Annotated in this window: 19 protein-coding genes and 1 pseudogene; 6 read left to right on the plus strand and 14 right to left on the minus strand. The window is 40.6% G+C overall.

Features of this window, described 5'->3' with window-relative positions:
* Window positions 1–92 precede the first annotated feature (92 nt).
* The 5 genes from ACM0OX_RS03195 to ACM0OX_RS03215 form a co-directional block, all read right to left on the minus strand.
* Complete coding sequence (locus tag ACM0OX_RS03195; protein WP_414513016.1) at window positions 93–599, minus strand: DUF192 domain-containing protein; 507 nt, start codon at window positions 597–599, stop codon at window positions 93–95.
* 151 nt (window positions 600–750) lie between these two features.
* Entirely contained in the window at window positions 751–1,437 is a 687-nt protein-coding gene (gene nblR / locus ACM0OX_RS03200; RefSeq protein ID WP_099103317.1) for a response regulator transcription factor NblR, read from the minus strand.
* Window positions 1,438–1,753: 316 nt separating this feature from the next.
* Complete coding sequence (locus ACM0OX_RS03205) at window positions 1,754–2,671, minus strand: NAD(+) kinase (protein ID WP_292858358.1); 918 nt, start codon at window positions 2,669–2,671, stop codon at window positions 1,754–1,756.
* Between the two features lie 131 nt (window positions 2,672–2,802).
* Window positions 2,803–3,801, minus strand: coding sequence for an SDR family oxidoreductase (locus ACM0OX_RS03210; protein WP_414513019.1), 999 nt, complete (start codon window positions 3,799–3,801; stop codon window positions 2,803–2,805).
* 232 nt (window positions 3,802–4,033) lie between these two features.
* Window positions 4,034–4,138, minus strand: a complete 105-nt coding sequence (locus ACM0OX_RS03215) for a PetM family cytochrome b6-f complex subunit 7 (protein WP_094344256.1) — start codon at window positions 4,136–4,138, stop codon at window positions 4,034–4,036.
* Between the two features lie 205 nt (window positions 4,139–4,343).
* On the opposite strand from ACM0OX_RS03215, the gene pdxA reads away from it, so the two are divergent.
* A complete protein-coding gene (gene pdxA, locus ACM0OX_RS03220) occupies window positions 4,344–5,432 on the plus strand; it encodes a 4-hydroxythreonine-4-phosphate dehydrogenase PdxA (protein ID WP_414513021.1) in 1,089 nt (362 codons plus the stop codon).
* Between the two features lie 177 nt (window positions 5,433–5,609).
* On the opposite strand, the gene ACM0OX_RS03225 is transcribed toward pdxA, so the two are convergent.
* Both ACM0OX_RS03225 and ACM0OX_RS03230 read right to left on the minus strand, forming a co-directional pair.
* Window positions 5,610–6,215, minus strand: a complete 606-nt coding sequence (locus tag ACM0OX_RS03225) for a protein rep (protein WP_414513023.1) — start codon at window positions 6,213–6,215, stop codon at window positions 5,610–5,612.
* A gap of 172 nt (window positions 6,216–6,387) precedes the next feature.
* Window positions 6,388–7,107, minus strand: a complete 720-nt coding sequence (locus ACM0OX_RS03230; RefSeq protein ID WP_414513024.1) for a response regulator transcription factor — start codon at window positions 7,105–7,107, stop codon at window positions 6,388–6,390.
* 1,120 nt (window positions 7,108–8,227) lie between these two features.
* Between ACM0OX_RS03230 and ACM0OX_RS03235 the strand changes: the two are divergent.
* A pseudogene (locus ACM0OX_RS03235) lies at window positions 8,228–8,674 on the plus strand (rhodanese-like domain-containing protein); the annotation flags it as partial.
* A gap of 499 nt (window positions 8,675–9,173) precedes the next feature.
* Here the strand turns inward: ACM0OX_RS03235 and ACM0OX_RS03240 are convergent.
* The 7 genes from ACM0OX_RS03240 to alaS form a co-directional block, all read right to left on the minus strand.
* On the minus strand, window positions 9,174–9,803 hold the full coding sequence (locus ACM0OX_RS03240) for a ribonuclease D (RefSeq protein WP_414513026.1): 630 nt from the start codon (window positions 9,801–9,803) through the stop codon (window positions 9,174–9,176).
* Window positions 9,804–9,892: 89 nt separating this feature from the next.
* Window positions 9,893–10,441 carry a CAP domain-containing protein gene (locus ACM0OX_RS03245; protein ID WP_094352573.1) on the minus strand — a complete coding sequence of 183 codons (549 nt, stop codon included), beginning with the start codon at window positions 10,439–10,441 and terminating at the stop codon, window positions 9,893–9,895.
* 525 nt (window positions 10,442–10,966) lie between these two features.
* Window positions 10,967–11,497, minus strand: coding sequence for a CAP domain-containing protein (locus tag ACM0OX_RS03250; RefSeq protein WP_414513029.1), 531 nt, complete (start codon window positions 11,495–11,497; stop codon window positions 10,967–10,969).
* 433 nt (window positions 11,498–11,930) lie between these two features.
* Window positions 11,931–12,212: a hypothetical protein gene (locus ACM0OX_RS03255; protein WP_414513031.1), complete on the minus strand. Its 282-nt coding sequence runs from the start codon at window positions 12,210–12,212 to the stop codon at window positions 11,931–11,933.
* Window positions 12,213–12,361: 149 nt separating this feature from the next.
* Entirely contained in the window at window positions 12,362–13,519 is a 1,158-nt protein-coding gene (locus ACM0OX_RS03260; protein ID WP_414513033.1) for a class I SAM-dependent methyltransferase, read from the minus strand.
* A 31-nt stretch (window positions 13,520–13,550) separates the two neighbouring features.
* Window positions 13,551–14,786, minus strand: a complete 1,236-nt coding sequence (trpB, locus tag ACM0OX_RS03265) for a tryptophan synthase subunit beta (protein ID WP_414513035.1) — start codon at window positions 14,784–14,786, stop codon at window positions 13,551–13,553.
* Between the two features lie 188 nt (window positions 14,787–14,974).
* Window positions 14,975–17,767 carry an alanine--tRNA ligase gene (gene alaS / locus ACM0OX_RS03270; protein WP_414513036.1) on the minus strand — a complete coding sequence of 931 codons (2,793 nt, stop codon included), beginning with the start codon at window positions 17,765–17,767 and terminating at the stop codon, window positions 14,975–14,977.
* Between the two features lie 1,394 nt (window positions 17,768–19,161).
* Between alaS and ACM0OX_RS03275 the strand changes: the two genes are divergently transcribed.
* From ACM0OX_RS03275 to ACM0OX_RS03290, 4 genes are all read left to right on the plus strand, one after another.
* Window positions 19,162–20,187, plus strand: a complete 1,026-nt coding sequence (locus ACM0OX_RS03275) for a GGDEF domain-containing protein (RefSeq protein ID WP_414513038.1) — start codon at window positions 19,162–19,164, stop codon at window positions 20,185–20,187.
* A 230-nt stretch (window positions 20,188–20,417) separates the two neighbouring features.
* Window positions 20,418–22,673, plus strand: a complete 2,256-nt coding sequence (locus ACM0OX_RS03280; protein WP_414513040.1) for a DEAD/DEAH box helicase family protein — start codon at window positions 20,418–20,420, stop codon at window positions 22,671–22,673.
* Between the two features lie 408 nt (window positions 22,674–23,081).
* Window positions 23,082–23,300: a hypothetical protein gene (locus ACM0OX_RS03285; RefSeq protein ID WP_069067808.1), complete on the plus strand. Its 219-nt coding sequence runs from the start codon at window positions 23,082–23,084 to the stop codon at window positions 23,298–23,300.
* Entirely contained in the window at window positions 23,293–23,712 is a 420-nt protein-coding gene (locus ACM0OX_RS03290) for a hypothetical protein (RefSeq protein ID WP_414513042.1), read from the plus strand. The genes ACM0OX_RS03285 and ACM0OX_RS03290 overlap by 8 nt, the downstream gene beginning before the upstream one ends.
* Window positions 23,713–23,748: the final 36 nt, after the last annotated feature.

Below are 23,748 nucleotides of genomic sequence, written 5' to 3' on the forward strand. Positions count from 1 at the left end.
GACATTTTTTACAGAAAAAACATATATTTCGACCGTATAGGTTTTCAACCGAGTAATTACCCAAATTTATATCCCCGCAAAGTACCAGAGTTTCAAAACTCAATTTTGAGAATATCGCCTACTTTCAACTTCAATTCGGCAGCTCTTCCAGAACGAAGTTCAATCACCTTATCAATTGGTGTATTGGGACCATAGGTAGGACAAGGCTCACTTGCACAAGGAGGTGCAGCAACCTGAATATATTTAACTACACCTTTATGTAGAAATACCATATCCAGGGGTACCGGTACATTCTTCATCCAGAAACTGACTGGTTGTGCTGAAGGGAATCCAAACAGCATCCCCCGGTCATCTGGTAAAGCTGGTCGATACATCAATCCCATCGCTTGCTGTTTTGGTGTCTGTGCTACCTCTAATTGAATTGTTGTACCATTAGGCACAATGGCTTTCGCAGAAATTGGTAATTTTTGACCTAAACTTTCTGGTACTGGAGTTTTAGAACCAGAGGTGGGGCTAGGAGATTTAGCAGTTGTTGGCACAGAACAACCCATCAGAAAAATACTCAGCACTATCGAGAGCAAACTTAGCCGACGAGTCATATAGCTTTTCGATTTTGTAATTTAGACTTCAATTTTACAGTGTTGTAGCCAGAAAAATCCCTTGGCTGGGAGGCAGTAGCACCCAAATTTACATTCCCAATCCGAAACTGGGAATGAGGCAAGGAGATAGGCAAACTCCCGCTACAGTATACTAGGATTCTCTTAAAACGTACCCTACGCCTCGCACTGTTTGAATGAGGCGCTTTTGACCTTCATCTTCGATTTTTAACCGCAAGTAACGGATGTACACTTCAATTACATTCGACTCACCTAGAAAGTCGTAACCCCAAACATTTTCTAGAATTTGTTCGCGGGTTAATACCTCACGGGGATGTTCCATTAAGAATTTTAATAGTTCAAATTCCTTCATTGTCAAGTCAATTGGTCGACCGTTGTGTATGGCACGGCGAGTTGCTATGTCTAAAATTAAATCCCCAAAGCGTAATTGCTCTGTGGTATCCACATCGGGTTTTAAGTAGAGTCGAATCAACTTTAAAAAGTCTTCTGAGCGGTAAGGTTTGAGGATATAATCATCCGCTCCAGCTTCTAGACAAGCTACACGATCGTCAACTGTATCCCTTGCCATTAAAATCAATACAGGCGATCGCATACCAGTGCTTCTCATATTTTTGCACAATGAGAGTCCTGATTCTCCTGCTAACATCCGGTCTAAAACAATTAAAGCAGGTTGGCGATCGCGACAGTGTTGTAAACCACTCGTTGCATCATGAGCCAAAATTGATTCATAACCAGCTTCTTGCAAATCGCAAGAAAGCTGATTTGCAAGGCTCTCATCGGTTTCAATCACCAAAACACAAGGACTTTGAGCAACTGTCATAACAATTTGGGATATGGGATTTGGGATTGTAAAGATATTCTAGAGAAAATCTTTACATCAGTTATAAAGTGCAATTACGAGCTTTTAGTGATGTAGCAATTCTGATTTGACGCGCTGCTAAGGATGTTTTAGCACGTTCAGGTGTCAGCTATGGAATTCTCGGATGCAATCTTAATAACTAACTCCAAATTCAATCTCCATACCGTAATTCTGGAAGGAAATCAATAAGTTGGGGAGTAGGGAGTGAGAAGATGAGGGAGAAATCAATTCAAATTTAAAAACTTCTGCCTCCTGCCTCCTGCCTCCTGCCCAATGCTTACGGCAATTCTACCGAAGTTGGTTTAGCGATATGTGGCAAACCCCAACCTAATTTTTCTCGCAAAATTCGGAAAAACTCAGGCGGTTGTAGGCGAATAAATCGGGCACTATATTGCGATCGCTCCATATATACTCTATCTTCTGGTAAAATATAGCACCCTCCATTACCATCTACTACCATTACCAGCCGAGGAATATTGACTGGGTAGATATTCACCGATTCAGTATCTGGAAATACCAATGCTCTAGAAGCTAGGGAATGGGGACAAATGGGTACTAGCTGTAAAACAGGTACGCCAGGAGTTACCACTGGGCCACCAGCACTCAATGAATAAGCTGTAGAACCAGTAGGTGTAGAAACAATTACGCCATCTGCCGCAATATCTACTGGCGCATGACGCCCTATGGCAATTTCAAAGTGGCACATAGAGGTCAAAGGTTCCCGGTGTAGCACCATTTCATTCAAGCATAAAGCTTCCCACAGTACTGAATCATCGCGAAACACTTTGACAGTGAGCATAGCTCGTTCTTCAATTTCATACTCACCTGCCATCGCCTGTTCTAGTGCTTGAGGCAATTGATTTAGGAAAGTTTCCGTCAAAAACCCCATGTGGCCGGTATTCACTGTTAGCAGTGGAATACCACAAGGGGCTACTTGACGAGACGCTGCTAGAACAGTGCCGTCTCCCCCTAATACCACTGCAAACTCCATATCTGAGTCAAAACCAGGGGGTGTCAGACCGTCAATGGGGGTGTGGCACACAGGACTCTCCGGATTAGGGTAGCCCAGTATACCACCGATACTCGATGTGATACATACATTCCAACCGGCTGCGGTTAGCTTGTCTTTCAACTCGATAGCGACACGGCCCGCTATCGGTTTAACGTCATTGTAGATAATGCCTGCTTTCGGCACACTCAAATATCCAAGTTTAGGCGATGCTTTGTATTCTGTTAATCCTTACACATTTTTGGTCATGTAGTCATTAATCTAGAGTCAAATATCCAGAGTCTAGAGTTTGACGACTAATATCTGTTGTGTAATGACTATTGACTGTTGGCTTTTGAAGACTGTTTAAAAGGAGTTTTTTTAGGTTTTTGCTTTTTATTTTTATTTTTCTGGTAGTCTACTTCTTTGAGCTTCTTCATGATTCGACTGAAGTACTCTTGGAGATAACTTTCTAGGGTTGTGGTTTGTTGCGGATCTAAACCAAACACTGTGTATACTTCATCCATTGAAGAATTTAACTGTTTACCACTAGCCAATACTTCTGTAAACGCCAGCCTGTCTGCTACGTTCCATCCCCACTGAAAAAATCGCATTATGCCTCGTACAGCACGCAGTAAGTTTATTGGCATCCGCGTTACTCTGGCATCTTTTCCAGATAAGCGTTCGCACAGGTTGATAATTTCTTCTGCACTCCATGCACGAGTACCGACTACAGGAAAAGCTTGGTTTTCCGTTTCTGGTACACTCAATGCCCGGATTGCAAACTTAGCAATGTCCTGAGTGTCCATATAGGCGATGGGAGAAGAATTACCTGTTACCCAAACTGGCTGTCCTTCCAAAATGGGAATCCCATACTGACCGATTAAACCTTGCATAAACCCGGCTAGCCGCAAGATGGTATAATTCAAGCCTGACTCAGCCAAGAATAGTTCTGTACACCGCTTAATTTCCATTAGCGGCACTTCTGGGTATTTATCAGCATCTAAAATTGAAAAGAAGATAAAACGCTCTACACCCGCGGCTTTTGCTGCTTGAATCAATGCTACTTTGCCTTCCCAGTCCACTTGTTTGATACTCAATGAATCTGTAGGGCGAGAGGTTGAGGCATCAATAACTTGGGTTACACCAACTAAAGCTTCCGCTAGGGTATCGGGGTAACGTAAATTTCCGGGGACGAGTTCTGCACCCCATTCTTTAAGAAAAGCTGCTTTTTTACTGCTGCGGACAAGACAGCGTACTTTATATCCCTCATCGATAGCACGACGAGCCACTTGTCTTCCTAAGGTGCCAGTGGCACCGACGATTAATAATGTCATGAGGGTTGTAATAAATTTTAATGTTTTATGAAAAGAATGTTATCAGAATAACCTATGCAAACAAAAGTTTACATCTTTTCTCAGAAAATCCATTTATTTGGATAGACTCATGAGAAAATAGCTGTCCGATTAACGGACAAGCTTTTTTCTCATTTCGATGAAAAAGGGAGTAGGGAGTAGAGAATGGGGAGAATAATAACTCTTAACTCTTAACTCCTAACTCAGCACTCAATTATTCTTCTGTGCCTTGAATTTTCAGTAACAACGCGCCTAAGCCCCAGCCTACGAAGATTAAACCGAAAGACAATAGAGCTGCATTCAAAATTTCGCCGCCCATTAGAGTGATTCTCCTTATGCAAATTGGTGTGTAAACTAGGTCTATTAGAAGCTTTTCAACAGTTGCTAGGATTAGACCTGTGTAAACAATTTTAAACTAGTTTAGCAGGTAATCCCTACTGGCTTGGGGGGCAATCCCTACTATTGGCAGAAGAGAAGATGGGTAAATTGGAAAATTTTGATGATAATAATTATGAAGAATTTTTATGTATCAAAATAATCAAGGTAGTTTAATATTTGTGAAAGAGCATCGTCCGCGTTTGGCGCTGACGCTCGGAGATCCCGCGGGGATTGGGCCGGAGGTGATTTTGAAAGCTTTAGCCGATCCAGAAATTCGTCAAAAATATGACGTTACAGTAGTGGGTAACGGAGATTTGCTGGCAGAGATTTATCACAAACTGAATTTAACTGAGAATTTAGTAGCTTTGGCAAATCCAGATGATTTGTCAGTCAGCGATGTGCAATTGGATGGAAAAATTAAAGATCAAATTATTTCAGGAATAGGTAATGCAGCCAGTGGTGCGGCTAGTTTTGCGTATATGGAATATGCGATCGCTCAAACACTGGCTGGTAAATTTGATGGTATTGTCACAGGGCCGATCGCTAAATCTGCTTGGAAAGCCGCAGGATATAATTATCCAGGGCAAACGGAACTTTTGGCACAAAAATCAGGTGTTGACCGTTTTGGGATGTTATTTGTAGCGCGATCGCCTCATACTGGTTGGACACTCCGCGCTTTACTAGCAACCACACATATTCCCCTACGTCAAGTAGCCGATGTGTTGACACCGCAGTTGTTGACACAAAAACTAGATTTGCTAGTGGAGTGTTTAGAGAAAGATTTTGGTATATATAGAGGGAGAATTGCGATCGCAGGTTTGAATCCCCACAGTGGCGAACAGGGACAACTTGGACATGAAGAACAAGATTGGTTAATTCCCTGGTTGGAGCAAGAGCGACAAAACCGACCACAATTGCAACTAGATGGGCCGATACCGCCAGATACGATGTGGGTTAAACCTGGTCAAGCTTGGTATGGAAATTTTTTAGTACAAAATCCCGCTGATGCTTACTTGGCACTTTACCACGACCAAGGCTTAATTCCTGTGAAGCTGATGGCGTTCGATCGGGCAGTTAATACTTCTATAGGTCTTCCTTTCGTTCGGACTTCACCCGATCACGGAACAGCGTTTGATATTGCAGGTAAGGGAATTGCTGATGCTATGAGTATGAAAGCAGCAATACATTTAGCGGCTGAGTTGGTTAGTCAAAGATTGGCGGTGGGTTGTGGTTAAAAGTTCTTTGTTGCAATATTTACTAGGAGTAATGCTTACTTGAATTTTTAAATTATCGGAGACATCACTAATATTGAAATAATTGCTGTTGGTAACTCCATTCGTGAAGTCGAACGCTTGCGTAAAACTTATGGTTCAGGACGGTGGCGGAAACTTAAAGGCTTTGCAACCATTAGCTTAGACCACCATTGCCAAAATATGTAAATGCGGGTGTGCTGAGACTCCATCTCTACCTTTAGTCACTTCTGTAGACTTCACCCAGCCTTTCGCAGGCCATACCTTCAATTCAGTCAATCGCTTAAAAGCCTTATTCATCGAATCCAAGTTTTCCCTGAGTTCCTCAATCGGGCAATTCTTTACAGTCAAGGTAACAAATAGCCAACGGTGCTTAGGGTAATCAGTGACAACTTGTGGGAGAATCTTGTAAGCTCTTGCTTTCCACATCAGCGATCGCCGCCACTGACAAATCGGACAATGACGAACCCTACAGAATCGGGTATCTGATAGCTTTAACTTGAGAATACCTTCCGATTCGTTTGGCACTAATTGAAATTCCAGCAACTCGGAACACATTCTCATCCGCCAAGCATACTGCTGAAAATAATCTTCGTCTGCTTTGGCGTAATAATACAACACTTTATCAGTATTAGCTCTATGCTTGTCCCAAATTTTACCTATAGAAGAAACTTCGGATAAGCTTTGTACATTTTGATTTTTTTGGAACTTATCTCGAGACGATATATTAAAAGCAATAAAGTTACTGTCTGAAGCTTGAGCAGACACGAAATCACCAAATCAGTTTGTATCAACGTCCCAAATTAACGCAAGTTATACAGTCAAGCCTCAGTAAAAGTATTTAGGTAAGTCAGATGTCATGATAATTTCTAATTATTACCCCATGCCTAAATGCGCTTTTTTGTCTCCATTAGTAAACAATAGTGCAAGTACTGATTAATTACAAATTAGTATTATCATCGGGCGCTTCAAACTTGTAACCATAGCCTCGCACAGTTTTAATAAACTCCGGTATGCTGGGATCGACTTCCATCTTTTTGCGAAGCTGACCAATATGCACATCAACTACCCGGCCATCTCCTATGTAGTCGCAACCCCAGATTTTTTGGATTAGCTGTGGGCGACTCCAAGCCTGATTAGGATGACTTGCCAAAAAATGTAAGATATTAAATTCTAGTGCTGTTAAGGCAAGAGTTTTATCATTAAGTGTTACCTCGCGGCCCTCTGGATTAATTACTAGCTGCTTGAAAACGATACGTTGTGTTGGGGAGGGATTGATGTAGCGTATCCGCCTCAAAAGAGCTTCTACTCTAACTTCAACTTCTGCAAGACTAAATGGTTTAGTCATGAAATCATCAGCACCTGCGCTTAAGATTTTAATTTTATCAGCCTCGTCAGTCCTACTAGTCAGTATCAGCACTAAAACATTAGTACGACTCTGCATTTCTTGGCAAAGGCTATAACCAGTAACATCCGGCAAATTCCAATCCAGAATTACTAAAGCTGGGTTGAATTGCTCAAACAACGATAAGGCAGTCTTACCATCTGCTGCGGACTCTATTTGATATTTCCGACTTAAAAAACGATAGACGAGATTTCGGACACCGAAGTCGTCATCAACGATCAGAATTTTGGGAGTAGTAGCAGTAACCATAACCATAATGCTGTCTATTGTAGATTAGGCGATTTGCTGTTGCGCAAGCTTTACTTTACGTATTTTTGTTGAGTACCATTGCTACTGTAGTACTTGTATACATTTAATTTTCTATGAAGCCGATCGCAACCTCAGCAATCATCATGCCGATAAAATTTATTATTATTGCATAATTTTTGCATAATTTTGAATTTGTATTGTATAATATTAAATTTTTACATTTGGAATAAGTATAATTAAAAACCATCTCCGTAATCGCAAATAGTCAAAAGACACATCCAGAAGCGATGGCAATTGATACAACTTGAAAAGAGTAACGCACTCCCTGATTAATTAGGTCTCTACAAAGGCTAATAAACTAACTTATCAGCGAATCTAGATTCTCAACTCCTACTTACTCGACTGTACTATAACCAATAGATATGTTCTCTTGAAGAAGGTCTACGAAAATCTACCCTGGTGCATTTACATGTAGCTGCCCTCTTAAGCATATACTATACTACAAGTTTGAGCCTGAGCTATGACAAGCCAAGGACTGAAAGCATCGCCAGAAGGTATATAGGGCGTCAAAACCAGCTTTAACAAACAAAAGCAGAATTGCTCTAGCAATATCATGATGTCAATAAATTGCTGGGAGCTTGTTTCAATAGTACTGCTGACAGCAGAATTCAGAAGTAAAACACCCTTTATATTTGGCTAACAGATTTAGCGTATGTACCTCACAAACTTCTGATATCCTGTATATAACGCTATAAGTATGGCAGAAAATTGAGGAGACATTATTATTAGCGATCGCTGATATTAGAAAGGTATCAATTACTATATTGATCGCTAAATATTTTTCATTTCAAACTAACGTTTTCTTGATTCATGAAGAATTACGTAAAACCTAAAATATCTCAGATGACTAAAATATTTTCTTTAAATATATTGGATTCTTTTTAAAGAAAATATTTTATCTCAATACTATCAAATGGCATTATTTACAATTGATTAATTGGTTGATTTTCTGGAAAATACTCAGTCTATCTGAGGAGAGAGTTTAAGAATACTCATACCAGAGAAAGATCAATTAAATATCTTCAGTTCGCTAAATTGCTATTAATATCGTCAGCAAGGAAAAATTATGGTTAATAATTTAGTAGGCGGCATCATTCCTCCACAACCACCAATAGAAGCACAAACTGATGCTCATGTCCTGAAGAGTCGTTTGGAATGGGGTGAACCAGCTTTTACAATTCTGGATGTACGCGATCGCTCGACCTACAACGAAGGTCACATTATGGGAGCAATGCCAATGCCAGCAGATGAATTGGTACAACGCGCAGTACCTTCTTTAGATAAGAGCCGTGATATTTACGTTTACGGTGCTAACGAACAAGACACTGCCCAAGCCGCACAACAACTGCGTTCTAATGGATTTGAGCATGTCTCCCAACTCAAAGGTGGTCTTGGCGCATGGAAAGCGATCGGTGGCCCAACAGAAGGGATTGTTGAATCAAAAACTCCCCCTGGTGCAGATGACTACAATGTTGTAGATCGGCTGAAAAACCACCAAGAAAATCTGCAAAAGGGCGGTACTAGCGCCACAGAATCCATTAAACAGGGAGCAAGTAACCTTAAGGAAGGCATTCAAGAAGGAGCTAGTAACCTTAAAGAAGGTATTCAAGAGCAAGCAAGTAACCTTAAGGAAGGCATTCAAGAGGGAGCAAGTAACCTCAAGGAAGCTGCTAGTGAATCTAAAACTCCTAGAGACACTAATGATTCCAATGTTGGCTCTTAGGCAAAAAATACAGCAGAATTCAGAATTCAGAAGTCAGAATCCAGAAGTAAAACAGGCTTTATACATACCTGGCTTTTAAACGAATCTTTGTGTACAACACTTTCCTTGAAATCTGCTGTAACTTAGTATGAGGGTTTGTAGTAAGCACTTTAGTGCTTGGAAAATAACGACTTTAGTCCTTACTACGAACTTGCTTACCTATCAATTTCAACTTGACATATAATTAGTTGGGATTGACGAGCAATAAAAATTTCTTGTCATTATTCTCTACTCCCCATTACCTATTCGATTAGTGTTCAAATAGATCCTTGAATTGCAACAAATCTAAGGAAACTATCGTTGGTAGAAACTCAAAACATTCTTGAGCAATTTGCCAACGTTCTTCTCGTTTGAGCATTTGTATTAACTTCTGTTGCACGCTAAGTAAGTAGCGCACATCATTGGCAGCATAACTTAGTTGAGCTTCAGATAAGCTAACGGCGTTACCCCAATCAGAACTTTGAGAGCTTTTATCTAGTTCCACTTGTTCTAACTCTTGTACAACGTCTTTGAGTCCGTGGCGATTTGTGTAAGTACGGGCTAATTTACTGGCAATTTTGGTGCAAAAAATCGGTTCTACCTGAATCCCCAGATTGGCTCGCAAAGTGGCCAAGTCAAATCTAGCAAAGTGAAACACTTTTACAACATTGACTGCTTCCAAAAGTTTTTTTAAGTTGGGGGCGTCAGCTTGTCCTTTGGCTATGCGGATTGCAGTCACTTTCCCTTCTGGATTGCACAGCTGGACGAGACACAAGCGATCGCGCAGCGGCAATAATCCCATCGTTTCTGTATCAACTGCGATCGCTGTAGATTCTAAATACTGGCTAAGGGTTGCGTCACTGAGGTCGCGATCGCTCACCTGAAAATCTGGTAATGTCATTAATTGTTCAAAAATAATAGCAGTGCCCAGCAGAAAAAAGTCTTGTCAGACACTACATTATTATTGTGCAAAAAAATCAGAAATTAAATCTACCTAGTGCGAAAAAACATTTGTGTCAGGTAGACTTCGCCTTGATTATTAGTCGCAACACCAATTCCAGTCAGGTTGTAATTTCCTTTAAGGTTCTTTAGGTGTCCAGGACTTTTGATCCAGCCAGTAACAGCTTCCTCCACGGGGTTGCTATATCCCCGGTTAAAAGCAACATTTTCCGCGGCACTGTTGTAGCGAATCGGGATAGCTTTGACTCGCCCTTCAAATCCCTGATGGCTAAATGGGGTTTTGCCTTTAGCCATATTTTGACTATGAATTCTAGCCTGTCGAGTTAAATTTGTATTTAAAGTCAACTTTGGCAGCCCTTTAGAAACCCGATATCGATTAATTTGGTCAAATACTGATTTTTCTAACTCAGTAGTTTTAAAAGTAGGAGTCGATATTGCAACCTGACTAGAAAAAAGCGACAACAGCTTATTACGGGTGGATGTATTTGTAGAAGTATGATTTGGTATCGGAGCAGTCGTTAATCCACTAGCAAGGACAAGCGCACTTAAAGCGATGCCAAAAGCAGTTTGTCGGAACATGGAGAATTGCGTAATGTGTAGAGATATAAGACTTCTACTCTACCTTATTGTTCCGAAGATATATACCACAATACTATTAAGTAATGATGAATTTCGGCAATTTGGCTATATCCTTTACAAGTAACACAAGCAATCATTTCTAATTGTCAGTATTTCAATAGGTCAGCTTCATGAAAATCATGGTTAATTTTGCTCATAATTTCAGATTTTCATGAATTATTAAGCAAAAGCTTTGCTAACAGGTTAAAGTCTGGGGAATTTAAGAAAAAACCTAAACTTTACCAAATCTAACGCTGTGTGCAATTTTTACTCAAACCTAATCTCCTTGCTTAATAATAAGGAATAGGTAGAATTCAAAGCCCAATACAGTTCAGTCAAGAAAAATTGTAGGTTGGGTTAAGCAAAGCGTAACCCAACTTAAGGTTTTTGGCGCTAACCAAGCGTATTAACTCAATGCCTTTCTCTCTTTGCAGGAAAGAGCAATGGAAGTGAGGTCAGAATATTAAGTTGCACATCGCGTCAAACCTATGAGCGAATGAACATTTGTGTGAAGTAGATTACACCTTGACTGTTTTTGGCGACACCAATCCCCGTCAAATTATAATTACCTCTGATATTGGCAAGATGCCCTGGACTTTTGAGCCAGCCTTGAACAGCTATTGTGGCAGGATCGCCATATCCCTGGTTATAAGCGACATTTTCAGCAGCCGATCTGTAAGAAACACCAGTTGCATTAAGACGTTGTGAAAATCCATTATGGCCAAAGGGAACACTACCATTAGCCATGTTCTTACTGTGAAGCCTAACTTGATTATCGATGGCAGAATTACGAGTCAGCGCTGGTAGCCCTTGAGAAGCTCTGTAGTTATTGATTTGGTTAAAAATCGACTGTTCTAGAGCAGCAGTGTCCATGCTATATGCTGCAATTTGATTAGTATTATTCGATACGTTTGAAGGTACTGGCGTACAAGCTGGATTTGTTACAGAAGTAGCGATCGCTCCACTACTGAGAGCAATAGTGCCTAAAGTAACGCTGTAAATTATTTGTTTGATCATTTGTTGGCAGTAAAGTTTTAGACAATGTAACCAACGAATGTCAATGTGACAAATTGCTTATAGGTCTAAATAGCTCTATTTGTAGGCTTTTTTGCTCAAAAACTACTAGCAAACGTTTAAATTCACGATTTAACGCAAAAATATTACTATTTAGTCAATAGTTGTCTTCTACCATTAGTATGATTCTTTTTATCCCCTATTCCGCATCTAGACTGTCACATAGTGTAATTACTAGATTTTTTTGAATTTATGAGTTCCAGATTATGCTTATTTATCTTCATAAATTCAGCTATTTTACTGTACTTAAGTATATTAAATGGCTTTTTTATGTCAAAAAAGCAGTAAAAACCGATTGTGATAGTTGAAGATGCGGAATTTCAGATAAAAAATGGCTGGATTTATTCAGCCAAATTCTACGTGATTTCAACTAGACTTATTTCAGAGGTTCTAACTCTTCCTGTATCACACGCAACACCCGTGCAATATATTCTGCACGCCACTGTTCCCGTTCCTTGGTTACTTTGACATCCGGCTCGTAAGCTTCAATCTCACTAGCCGATAAAATACCTTTCATCTCTAGCAATCGTTCAATGGTGTCTAGCCGCTCATGCAGCACGGACACTTCACCAGTCAAAGCCATGACGATCGCTAACAATTTATCAGTCTGCGGATTTTCTAAGTAAACAGGTCGTTTACCCTTGGCTATTTTTGTCATCCTAATACCAATTCTCCCAAAATAAGACGTAGACATACAAAACGAGGAAAGCCAGATAAAATCTGACTTCCTAAATTGACTTCCTAAATTACGAATTACGTTAGCGTAGCGGTAGCGAGTCCGCGAGCGTCATTACGAATTACGAATTCTTACTTGGTTGCAGCAACCATAAACCAAGTGCCTTGGGTGGCTGAGTTACGATTTTGAAACATACCATTAGTTTCTTTTGCTTTCCATGCCCCATTCGGGACAAATTTCTCGAATGTCTTATCTGCTGCAAAACCAGCTTCAGTAACTAGCGGCACCAAATCTAAATCGCGTACAGCACTCCAGAAGGGTTCGTTGTTGTTAGCGGTTTCCCAATCATAAATAAACTGTGTATAAAGATCCATGTGATGATACAGGGGTGCTTCTAAATGAATCATCATGCCACCAGGAGCCAGTAGACGATAAGACTCTTGCATAACTTTACGCACAGATGACGGGGGGATTTCATGCAGCAAAATGTGAGAAACCACTAAGTCAAATGATTCATCGGGGAAGTTAGTATGTTCGGCATTTTGCTGAGAGAAGTGTACCCGTTTTCCCAAGGCTTCGGCTCTTGCATGAGCATAACGCAGTATAGATGCGCCTATATCTATAGCATGAACTTCTGCATCTGGGAAACCATCCACATAAGGTAATGTGCTATTGCCAATAGAACATCCCATATCGAGGATTTTTCTCGGTCGAAAGTTGGGAAACTCTGCTAAAAGGTAGTTTTGGACTATAGATAGCCCCATATCATCGTTGAGCGGCCCCAACCAACCGAGTCCATAAACGTAAGCGCCGCGATCGTAGGTTGCACCGGCTGCGACATCATCGGCAGTGAATTCACTGTGATATCCTCCGGGCATACAGTGAATGTCTACAGCCTTTTGATAATTAGGTATTTGAAAATTTGGATCTAGGGTTAAAGTACCCAGTTCACCACCCTTATCTTTGGCACGCTCAATCAACTCTGGTAGTTGTCTGTCAACGTTGGCATTTACTGCATCCCATAACATTTCCTGGTTAATGCGCTTTAGGGCACCAGTCCAGCGATAGTAGGGTTGGTGCTGCATTACTTCCCGAATTTCATGACGATTCTGGGGAGGGCGCTGATGTTCTTGTTCAAACTTCGGCTTGGCTAGTTTTTCATAAATTTCTTTATTACCAGGAGTGACATTCTTGAAAATGTGCATTTTCATAGTTTGCACAAAGTTTTGGCGTGCCAACTCGTCGTGAGTGGGTTGCGGTAACATTGGGTGTTGGAATTGTTGACCCATTATTGTTTTCTCCCAAATATTTTATGTAGATTTACGCTGGATACAATAACTTGGCTACCGTTTGTACATCTTTGTCACCACGTCCAGAGCAGTTAATTACAATCCGAGGACTGCCGGTTAGTTGAGGACAGAGGGTTTCGAGGTAAGCGATCGCATGGGCTGTTTCCAATGCCGGGATAATCCCTTCCAATTTCGATAATCGCTGAAATGCCTCCAAAGCCTCTGCATCTGTCACACTATAATATTCGGCGCGACCAGTATCCTTTAAATAGCTGTGTTCTGGCCCCACACCGGGATAATCTAACCCCGCACTAATTGAGTGTGCCTCAATAATTTGCCCATCTTCATCTTGGAGTAGGTAGCTCATAGCTCCATGCAATACACCAATTCGTCCTTTTGTCAAGGTAGCTGCGTGTTTTTCGGTATTGACACCTTCGCCGGCTGCCTCAATTCCAATGAAGCGTACAGAAGATTCCTTCATAAACTCATAGAATAGTCCCATCGCATTGGAACCACCACCGACACAAGCCAAGAGAATATCAGGTAATCCACCCCACTTTTCCATTGCTTGGGCGCGGGTTTCTTCGCCGATTACTGCATGGAAATCACGTACCATCATTGGGTAAGGATGAGGCCCTGCTACCGAACCCAGGATGTAGTGAGTTGTTTCCACATTTGTTACCCAATCGCGGATTGCTTCAGAAGTGGCATCCTTCAAGGTTCCCGTTCCCGCTTCCACCGGACGAACTTCTGCCCCCATCAACCGCATTCTAAAAACATTCAAAGCTTGGCGTTCCATATCCTGAACGCCCATGTAAATTATGCATTCCAGCCCAAAACGAGCGCAAACTGTGGCTGTAGCAACTCCATGTTGTCCGGCACCTGTTTCAGCAATAATTCGCTGCTTACCCATGCGTTTCGCCAACAATACCTGACCAAGGGCATTATTGATTTTGTGAGCGCCAGTATGATTTAAATCTTCACGTTTTAAATAAATTTGTGGCCCGGTGCGATCGGGTCGGGCATAATGAGCAGTCAGGCGTTCAGCAAAATACAATGGTGTGGCACGTCCTACATAGTCTCGTAACAACTGCTGTAGTTCTGCTTGAAAACCAGGGTCATTGCGGTATTGCTGATAAGCTGTTTCTAATTCAGCCAAGGCAGGCATGAGCGTTTCAGGTACATACTTACCGCCAAAGCGTCCGAAGCGGCCTAGCGTATCTGGAACCTGAGCAGTTGAAATTGGAGATAGAGGAGTGGTAGTCACAGGCTGTTTTTGATGACGGGAATGACTTAATTATTATAGAAAAGTCTGAAGCATATCTGGGGAATGGGGAGGAAGTAGCGGGTGGGGGAGGCAGAGGGGTAGAGGTGAATTTTGGGAGTTGCTAAATCATCCCGTAAATATGCAACGCCTAAAATTCTGCCCCTACTAAGAGTTACCGTTCGGTTTGGTTAACCCAACGCGGACTTTAAATCACTTTCCGCTTGTCCCAATGCATCTGGTAATTTACTTGCATCGCGTCCGCCAGCTTGGGCTAGGTTTGGTCTTCCGCCGCCGCCGCCGCCGCAAATTTTAGCGATCGCACCCACAAATTTACCAGCTTGCAAACCTTTTTTGTTCACTTCTGGACTAAAAGCTGCAACTATACTTACTTTCCCCTCTTCAGGAACAGAACCCAGCACCACTGCACCGTTACCGATTTTTTGCAACAAGCGTTCGGCTGCGGTTTTCAATGATTCTGGATCGACATCTTCTAATTGGGCGACAATAATTTTAGAATCGCCTACGGTTTGGGCTGTTTGTAGCAAGCTGTCTGATTTTGCGATCGCTAACTGTACCTTCAAGGTTTCTAATTCTTTCTGGCTATTTCTCAGTTCGCTTTGCAGACTTGTGATTCTGTCTGGTAATTCTTCAGGTTTCACTTTAAAGCGATCGCTCAAATCTTTAACTACTTTATCCCGCAGATTCAGGTAATCTAGGATTGCTGGCCCCGAAACGGCTTCAATGCGCCGCACCCCAGAAGCCACACCAGCTTCCGAGATAATCTTGAACACGCCAATCTCAGCAGTATTGCTGACATGAGTTCCACCGCAGAGTTCCATTGATACGCTAGGGAAGTCAATCACGCGGACTTCATCTCCGTATTTTTCGCCGAACATGGCAACAGCACCCCTAGCTTTCGCCTCTGCTAAAGGTAATACTTCCACCTTGGCAGCATGAGCCTCAGCAATCCAAGTGTTCACCTGTTCCTCAACTTGTTGAACTTCCTCTGCTGTCAACGCGCGGGGACAGTTGAAGTCAAAGCGCAACCTATCAAAGGAAACCAGAGAACCAGCTTGAGATATGCCCTCATCAACAATTTTCTTCAATGCCGCTTGCAATAGGTGCGTTGCGGTATGGTTTGCTTGGGCGCGACGGCGACAAGCCGGATCGATTTGAGCGGTGACGCGATCGCCTACGCGCAGTGTACCGCGTTCGATGCGTCCGAAGTGAACAAAGAAATCAGATTCTTTCTTCACGTCTTCTACCCGAACTACGATACCATCACCGGAGATATAACCGCGATCGCCGATTTGTCCCCCAGATTCAGCATAAAATGGTGTTTTGTCAAGGACAATTTGCACCTCTGTCCCCGCTTCTGCTTCCTCTTGGCAAACACCTTCTACCAAAATCGCTTCGACTTTAGCAGTTGCAGCAGGTTGGGTATAACCTATAAATTCGGTGACTTTAATGTGTTCTGCTAGTTTGTCGAGGGAACCTTGTACAGTTAAATCGATGGTTTCATGTGCTGCTTTGGCACGTTCCACCTGCTTTTGCATTTCGGTATTGAATCCCTCAACATCCACTTCTAGTCCCTGTTCTTCTGCAATCTCCTGTGTCAGTTCCAAGGGGAAGCCGTAAGTATCGTAGAGGGTAAAAGCATCGATTCCAGAAATTTTTTGTTTTGGTGAACCGGAAACTTTTGGTTCTGGCAAACCAGAAACTTTTAGTTCTGGCAAACCGGAAACTTTTGGTTCTGGCAAACCGGAAACTTTTGATTCTGGCAAACCGGAAACTTTTGGTTCTGGTGAAGAAGATGGACGATACTGCTCATCCCGTATTGGAGATATACGATTTATAACCTCCTCCAAGAGTTTTTCGCCTCTATCCAGAGTTCTGAGGAAATTCGATTCTTCTCGTTGCAACTCAGCTTTAATTGCTGCTTCTCGCTGACGCACATTGGGGTAAGCTGATTCGGAAAGAGCGATCGCAGTTTCGGCAACTTGGGTAGTAAATTCGCCAGAAATCCCAATTAATCGCCCATGACGCACCACCCGCCTAATTAATCGCCGCAGCACATAACCCCGTCCCACGTTGGAAGCGCGAATTTCATCAGCAATCATGTGGACAACAGAACGAACGTGATCGCCAATAACTTTTAGAGAGACTTTGGTTTTTTCATCACTTTTGTGGTAGTCGATGCCAGCAATTTGCGCTGCTGTTTGGATAATTGGGAAAATCAGGTCAGTTTCGTAGTTATTGGGCACTTTTTGGAGAATTTGCGCCATTCTCTCCAAACCCATACCGGTGTCGATGTTCTTGTTTTGCAGCGGCGTTAAATTCCCAGAAGCATCCCGGTTATATTGCATAAAGACGAGGTTGTAAAACTCGATGAACCGAGAATCGTCTTCTAAATCTATATTTTCATCACCCCGTTCTGGGTGGAAGTCATAATAAATTTCGGAACAAGGGCCACAAGGGCCAGTCGGGCCAGATACCCAAAAGTTATCGTCTTCACCCAAGCGTTTAATTCTTGCTATCGGCACACCGATTTGATCGCGCCAAATTCCAAAGGCTTCATCATCATCTTTAAAAACGCTGACGACAAGATTTTGGGGGGAAAAGCCAAAGACTTGCGTAGAGATTTCCCAACCCCAAGAGATCGCTTGTTCTTTAAAATAATCACCAAAGCTGAAATTGCCCAGCATCTCAAAAAAGGTGTGATGCCGTTTGGTGCGTCCAACATTCTCAATGTCGTTGGTACGGATACACTTTTGCGAAGTCGTAGCCCGTTTAAATTCTGGTGTGCGCTGCCCCAAGAATATTGGCTTAAATGGTAGCATCCCCGCGATCGTCAGCAGTACAGTTGGGTCTTCTGGCACGAGGGAGGCACTTGGGAGAATTTGGTGTTCCCGTTGAGCAAAGAAGTCGAGAAATATGTTGCGAATTTCGTTACCGCTTAGGTACTGGGGATTTGAAGACATAGGTATTTTTAACTTTAGACTTTAGACTTTCGACTTAGGCGTAGCGGCACTAGGTAGGTGTATTTTCATAAATAGCTTTATATATTCTTGCATTTTGTTTCATATTACTGCCAGCGAATTCTGCCATTGGGTGAGACATATGCAGCTAATAAGATGCTTTTGCGCTACTACCTGACTTTGGCGGGATGTGCATAGGCGTAGCCCGTCGTAGACATCGCATTTCGATGCTTAAAATTAATCATTAAGAAATACTTTAAAATTCCCATACTGAGGTAACAAAAGGCACTAAAACTGAAAGTATCAAATATTGCTTTTGAGGGATGTGCAAAAATAATTACTAGGTTACGGAACCTGAAGTCAAAATGGATGTCGATATTAACGCTAAAACTGTCACGGTGGGTTCAAAACTTCTGAGGAGTCAATCAAACAGGTAATTGTTGCTGCTGGTTACGCTGGAGAAGGTTATCGTTCGGATTCCAGCTTTTCACAGAAGAAGTTTAGACTTTAATATCTCAAGCGACGCTAACAAAATTTTTTATATTTTCCACCTGTAGAAAGGCGGAATAGAAATAACTTCCTCAAATTAGTAACAGGTTTTGACATAATTTTTTTATTTAGCTTTGTTTTCTAAATTTATGATATTACAGCAAATAAAAAAGAAGTGAATTAAGTAAATAGGAAAATCTCGATAAAAGATAGGCGGAAATATTTTATTTCTTCTGCTAACGCATTGTTTTTTAGAGTTTAAATTTTACTTAAATTATAAAATTTAACCCGACAAATTCTGTCTTTATTTAGATGATAGGTAAGCCCCAAAAAGCGACTGTACATAGCCGTAGGTAGTTTTGCTGTGTATATTATATATATTTTAAACACTTTCTTAATATGCGATCTAAGCCTAGCTTATAAAGAAAAAGGCTAAAATTTTTTATGGAAAATAATATTTTGAGTTGCATAATAAAATTTCGGATTTGATAATTCAATCAATAAACTTTATATTTTCTTTATTTTTCTACTTGGGAATAAATTTGTCTACCTAATGAAATGGTTATTACAAACTATTTGTTTCGGTAATTCCATCATGGAAATAGTACTTAAGAAACCACAGCAATAGTTTTTATGCATTTAAATAATATTCAGTATTTTTACTGTTTTAAAAATAAACTGTAAAGAAGACATTAGTTGTTAGAAATGAATATTTCCCAAACGGTAGTAGTAAATCTAAAGTCTTAAAATGAGATTAAATTTGGAAGTTCACTATCTAATAGATGCTTAAAAAACAAGATGTAAAAAAATATAATTTAGCCTAAAACATCATATTTAGTATTAGACACAAGAGCAGTAGTGACACAAGTGAATTTATTTAAAATTTAAATAGGATAAAAAATAAAGCAATGAATATTTCTATTCTGATCTTTGGAAAAAATAATTTTATCGCCACACTTCCAGATCAGATCCGTTATGCGACTGCTTTTAGTGTAGAAATTATAGACAATTTAGATCGAGCAGTGTCGCGGATTAAAACAACACCCCCCGATATAATCCTGGTGCAGGCTAGCCTGGATAGTAGTATGGAACTCTGCGGTTGGTTGAAAGATCAGACAAAACTATCGTGGATATATTGTATTCTTTTCGAGGATCGTTCCCAGCAGCTTACCGATCGAAATAAAGGTTGGTATAGGGAATTGGAAATGAGTGCTGCGGCTCTAAAGCAAGGAGCCGATGCATATATTTGGCATCTTATTGAAGAAAAAACAGACTATAGCTTGGCAGAGTTGACTGCCAATCATGGACTAATACTTGCTCAATTGACAGTTGGTTTGCGGAAAGCGCAAAAATACCGAGATTTGATTCGGACAAATGATATGTTATCTGCGATCGCCTTAGCCGATTCGTTGACAGAATTAAATAATCGTCGTGCTTTAGAATGGGACTTACCCAGACAAATTCAAAGAGCCAGGGCCCAAAAAACTTCCCTGAGTTTGATTATTCTGGATGTAGATCATTTCAAGAAAGTTAACGATACTCATGGGCATTTAGTAGGCGATCGCATCTTGCAAGTATTATGTCAGCGTTTGCGCCACAATCTGCGCTGTCAAGATACAGCATTCCGCTATGGTGGCGAAGAATTTGTAATTCTTCTAGCTAACACTACCGATGAGGAAGCACTATTAGTAGCCCGTCGTCTCAATCGCGTAGTTAGCGACGAACCATTTGCACTCAACAATAAACTGACAATTAATGTCACCATTAGTTTGGGTACAGCCTCTCTGCAAGCTGAGGATGATGAGAAAGGAGAGAGTTTGCTATATCGTGCCGATCAATGTTTGTTACAGGCTAAAAATTCTGGGCGTAATCGAGTGATTAACTCGAACTACCTATCTCATCATGGCTCACATTTGAAAGCTGTTTCTTCTTAAAAGAAGTTGGGAATCTTATTTGACATTAATCGTACTTTCAAAAGTGCGATCGCTTAAATTAAAGTCTTTATTCATACATTTAATTCTATATAAATATCTTGGTAATTAGTTAGACAGCATATAGGTTTGGGAATACTGACAATTAGGGTAATGGATTGCTGCAATCCGTTGATTTAGCAATAGTTCCAGCCTTTCCCCTAAAGCACTGTCTTTCTAGGATTTTAGATATTATGACAACTGTTCAAGTTACATACGCAGGTCTAATCAAAGTAACCAGGGGTGAGGCTCCCAAAGAGCTATACTCCCACCAGAACGAAGCAATCAAGGCGCTGAATAAAACTAATGAAGATGCCTTTGAAGGTTTGCTAGTTCTACCCACGGGTGGCGGAAAAACTTTAACAGCAGTTCACTGGCTACTACGTAATTTTATTAACAACAACAAAAAGGTTCTGTGGATTGCTCATCGCCATGAACTACTTGACCAAGCACTTGAGACACTTCAACTTAGTGCCTATTCATCATTGTTAAGCAATATATCAGGATTTAGATACCGCATTATTTCAGGTCATCCTAAACACGATCGACCTGTAAATATTGAAAAGACTGATGACATTATCATTGCCAGTAAAGATAGTCTAAACAGCGGGCTTGATTACTTGTTAAACAACTGGATTTGTGATTTTCAGGAAGTTCTTTTAGTTGTAGATGAAGCACACCATGCAACAGCTAAGACCTATCGTAAGGTAATTAATACTGTCAAGGATAATCTAAAGAAGCGAGGACATGATAACGGCTTTAAAATGCTGGGGCTAACGGCTACCCCGTTCAGAACAGATGAGAGTGAGAAGAGTTTGCTAAAGTTAGTTTTTCCAAATGATATTATCTTCTCAGAACACCTGAGAAATTTAATCGCCAGGGGAATCCTTGCTGAACCGATTTTTGAAAATCTCAAAACGAAGATAGAAATCAAGCAAAAGTTGAATGCATTGAATGCAAGGCAAATCAAAAATATCGAAGATTTTGACAGGCTGCCAAAGGACATTGCTGAAGAGATTGCTCAGTCTATTGAACGTAACAGGCAAATTGTTGACCACTATATCGAAAATCGGGAGAGATACAAACCTCTTTTAGTATTTGCTATCAATGTTATACACGCAGTTGCATTGAACAAAGTTTTTAAGGATAAAGGAATTAATTCTGATTTTATTGTGGCAGCAGTTAATGCAACAGACAATAAAGAAAAAATACAAAAATTTAGAAATGGAGAGCTTGAAGTATTAATCAATGTAGAAATATTAACCGAGGGAATAGATTTACCTAACGTACAAACTGTTTTTCTCACACGACCGACCGCCTCTACAATACTAATGACACAAATGATTGGTCGGGCTTTGCGTGGGCAAAGAGCAGGCGGTACAGAAAAAGCTTATGTAGTTAGCTTTATTGATGACTGGGAAAACAAAATTAACTGGGTCAACCCAGAAAAACTTCATTTTGAAGAAGATGCAGAATTTATTGTAAAAGGAATTCCATCAAGTAATAGAACTGCTCGGCTGATATCTATTGAGATGATCGAAGAATTCGCTCGTATCATGGATAACTCCATTGATACTAGTGGTTTAGAAAAACTAGACTTTTTGAAGAGGATTCCTATTGGAATTTATCATTTTTCCATTCTCGAACCATCCGAAGGATATGAGCCTAATCCTAGACCTTATGATGTCTTGTTGTATGACGATACAGAAGAAGCATACGACAATTTTGTTAACGATTTGAAGACTCTATTCCAAAGTATTGATTTACAAGATAGGGAAATATTGACCGAACCAGAACTTGAAAAGCTTTGGCAAACTGCAAAGCAAATTTATTTTCATGACTATCAAACTTTGCTTGGTTACAGAGATGAAGATGTAAAAAATATCTTGCGTTTCTATGCTCAAAAGCAAATCCCACCAGCATTTCTAGCTTTTAGCGAGAGAAGAAAGTGTGATTTATCTATCGTAGCAAGACATATCTACGATAATTCGTTAGGTCGTAGAGCAGAGTCTGACTATATCAACTCAATTTGGAATGATGAAAAGTCTTTTTGGCAAGTTATATTCAGCTACAACCAGTTATATTTCATGAAGCAATTGGACGATGAAATTAGGAAGATTACTAATCCAGATATATACGGTAATGTATCCATATCAATACCAAGTGTAATTCCTGACACTGTACCAATAGAGAAGTTAACTCTATATGAAATCAAAGAGCGAGATATTCTTGAATACAGAAAAATTAAAAATGCTGTATTCGCCAAGCAAACAGATACAAAAGGGTTTATAACTTGTGCAGCCAGTGGAGTTAAAACTCAGATGCGGAGAGATTTTCAAATTGATCACATTAAACCTATGTCTCAAGGTGGTTTAACTACTATAGATAATTTGCAATTGCTGACACGTAAAGCCCATGTAGAGAAAACCCGTAGAGAGAACACAAGATGATAGTCTTTCAGGGATATCTCTGTATCCGTAGGTAATCCGAATTTTTCTGGTTTGGCAGGTGGACAACTCAAAAATCTATTGATTGTCCACATCTGTAAATATAGATTTTAAATCCCGATAACCGCTAATTACCCGCACAATCACAACACTATCTTCAAAAACTCGATAAAAAATAATGTAGCCATCTAAGAGGATGTTTTAAAAGTAATTTGCTGTGATTTTAGGCACTTATTGATCCCCCCTAGCCCCCCTTAAAAAGGGAACCGGAATCAAAGTCCCCCTTTTTAAGGGGGATTTAGGGGGATCTAAAACCTTTTGTTACCGAGAAGATGACTTTTCAAACATCCTCTAAGGGTATTCCCCAAACTATGCTCTAAAATTTATCTAAATTCATTAAAGCCTTAACTTATGCTTCTTACCGAACTCATACCGCTAGTTAAAGAATTATCCCACACTGATAAACTCTTACTAATACATTTCCTGGCAGCCGAATTGTTAAAGGAATCAAGTTTAGTTCCATTGGATGCTGAGGATAAAGTAGCAAGTCTTGGCTTATATGATTCTTTTGAAGCTGCTGCTGTTTTAGCGAAGGCATTAGCAGAAGAAAAAGCGGCAACACATGGTTGATAAAGTTAGATTTGCATTTACTGAGGTAAATCCAGAACTCGGTGCATTAAGTACGCTGCCTTATCTACCGCTAATTCTCACTGATGAAAATCGTTCGGTAAGTGTATCAGGCTTACTAGATACTGGTTCTACTGTCAACGTATTGCCCTACGAAATTGGTTTAAGGCTGGGAGCAGTTTGGGAAAGTCAAAGACTCTCTGTTCCATTGGGTGGTAATTTGGCTAGGTTTGAGGCGAGGGCATTGGTGTTGATGGCAAATGTTGAGAAATTTCCGACAGTAGAGCTAGCTTTTGCTTGGACAAGAGATAGAAACGCCCCATTGATTTTAGGACACATGAATTTCTTTTTAGCGTTTGATGTGTGCTTCTATCGTTCTGATTTAGCGTTTGAAATTAGCCCTAAAATAGCCTGATGGAAATAGTGAAACCCAACATTATATTAGGTTAAC

Origin of the sequence: Nostoc sp. PCC 9305, assembly GCF_963920915.1 — a bacterium.
Lineage (GTDB): Bacteria > Cyanobacteriota > Cyanobacteriia > Cyanobacteriales > Nostocaceae > Nostoc.

Excerpts from the sequence above, each read along its gene's own strand:
- ACM0OX_RS03260 (WP_414513033.1), bottom strand. The coding sequence starts at position 13,519 with ATGGGTCAACAATTCCAACACCCAATGTTACCGCAACCCACTCACGAC.
- ACM0OX_RS03250 (WP_414513029.1), bottom strand. The coding sequence starts at position 11,497 with ATGATCAAACAAATAATTTACAGCGTTACTTTAGGCACTATTGCTCTC.
- ACM0OX_RS03240 (WP_414513026.1), bottom strand. The coding sequence starts at position 9,803 with ATGACATTACCAGATTTTCAGGTGAGCGATCGCGACCTCAGTGACGCA.
- ACM0OX_RS03285 (WP_069067808.1), top strand. The coding sequence starts at position 23,082 with ATGCTTCTTACCGAACTCATACCGCTAGTTAAAGAATTATCCCACACT.
- ACM0OX_RS03245 (WP_094352573.1), bottom strand. The coding sequence starts at position 10,441 with ATGTTCCGACAAACTGCTTTTGGCATCGCTTTAAGTGCGCTTGTCCTT.
- ACM0OX_RS03290 (WP_414513042.1), top strand. The coding sequence starts at position 23,293 with ATGGTTGATAAAGTTAGATTTGCATTTACTGAGGTAAATCCAGAACTC.
- nblR (WP_099103317.1), bottom strand. The coding sequence starts at position 1,437 with ATGACAGTTGCTCAAAGTCCTTGTGTTTTGGTGATTGAAACCGATGAG.
- ACM0OX_RS03230 (WP_414513024.1), bottom strand. The coding sequence starts at position 7,107 with ATGGTTATGGTTACTGCTACTACTCCCAAAATTCTGATCGTTGATGAC.
- ACM0OX_RS03255 (WP_414513031.1), bottom strand. The coding sequence starts at position 12,212 with ATGACAAAAATAGCCAAGGGTAAACGACCTGTTTACTTAGAAAATCCG.
- pdxA (WP_414513021.1), top strand. The coding sequence starts at position 4,344 with ATGTATCAAAATAATCAAGGTAGTTTAATATTTGTGAAAGAGCATCGT.
- ACM0OX_RS03210 (WP_414513019.1), bottom strand. The coding sequence starts at position 3,801 with ATGACATTATTAATCGTCGGTGCCACTGGCACCTTAGGAAGACAAGTG.
- ACM0OX_RS03195 (WP_414513016.1), bottom strand. The coding sequence starts at position 599 with ATGACTCGTCGGCTAAGTTTGCTCTCGATAGTGCTGAGTATTTTTCTG.
- alaS (WP_414513036.1), bottom strand. The coding sequence starts at position 17,767 with ATGTCTTCAAATCCCCAGTACCTAAGCGGTAACGAAATTCGCAACATA.
- ACM0OX_RS03280 (WP_414513040.1), top strand. The coding sequence starts at position 20,418 with ATGACAACTGTTCAAGTTACATACGCAGGTCTAATCAAAGTAACCAGG.
- ACM0OX_RS03215 (WP_094344256.1), bottom strand. The coding sequence starts at position 4,138 with ATGGGCGGCGAAATTTTGAATGCAGCTCTATTGTCTTTCGGTTTAATC.
- ACM0OX_RS03275 (WP_414513038.1), top strand. The coding sequence starts at position 19,162 with ATGAATATTTCTATTCTGATCTTTGGAAAAAATAATTTTATCGCCACA.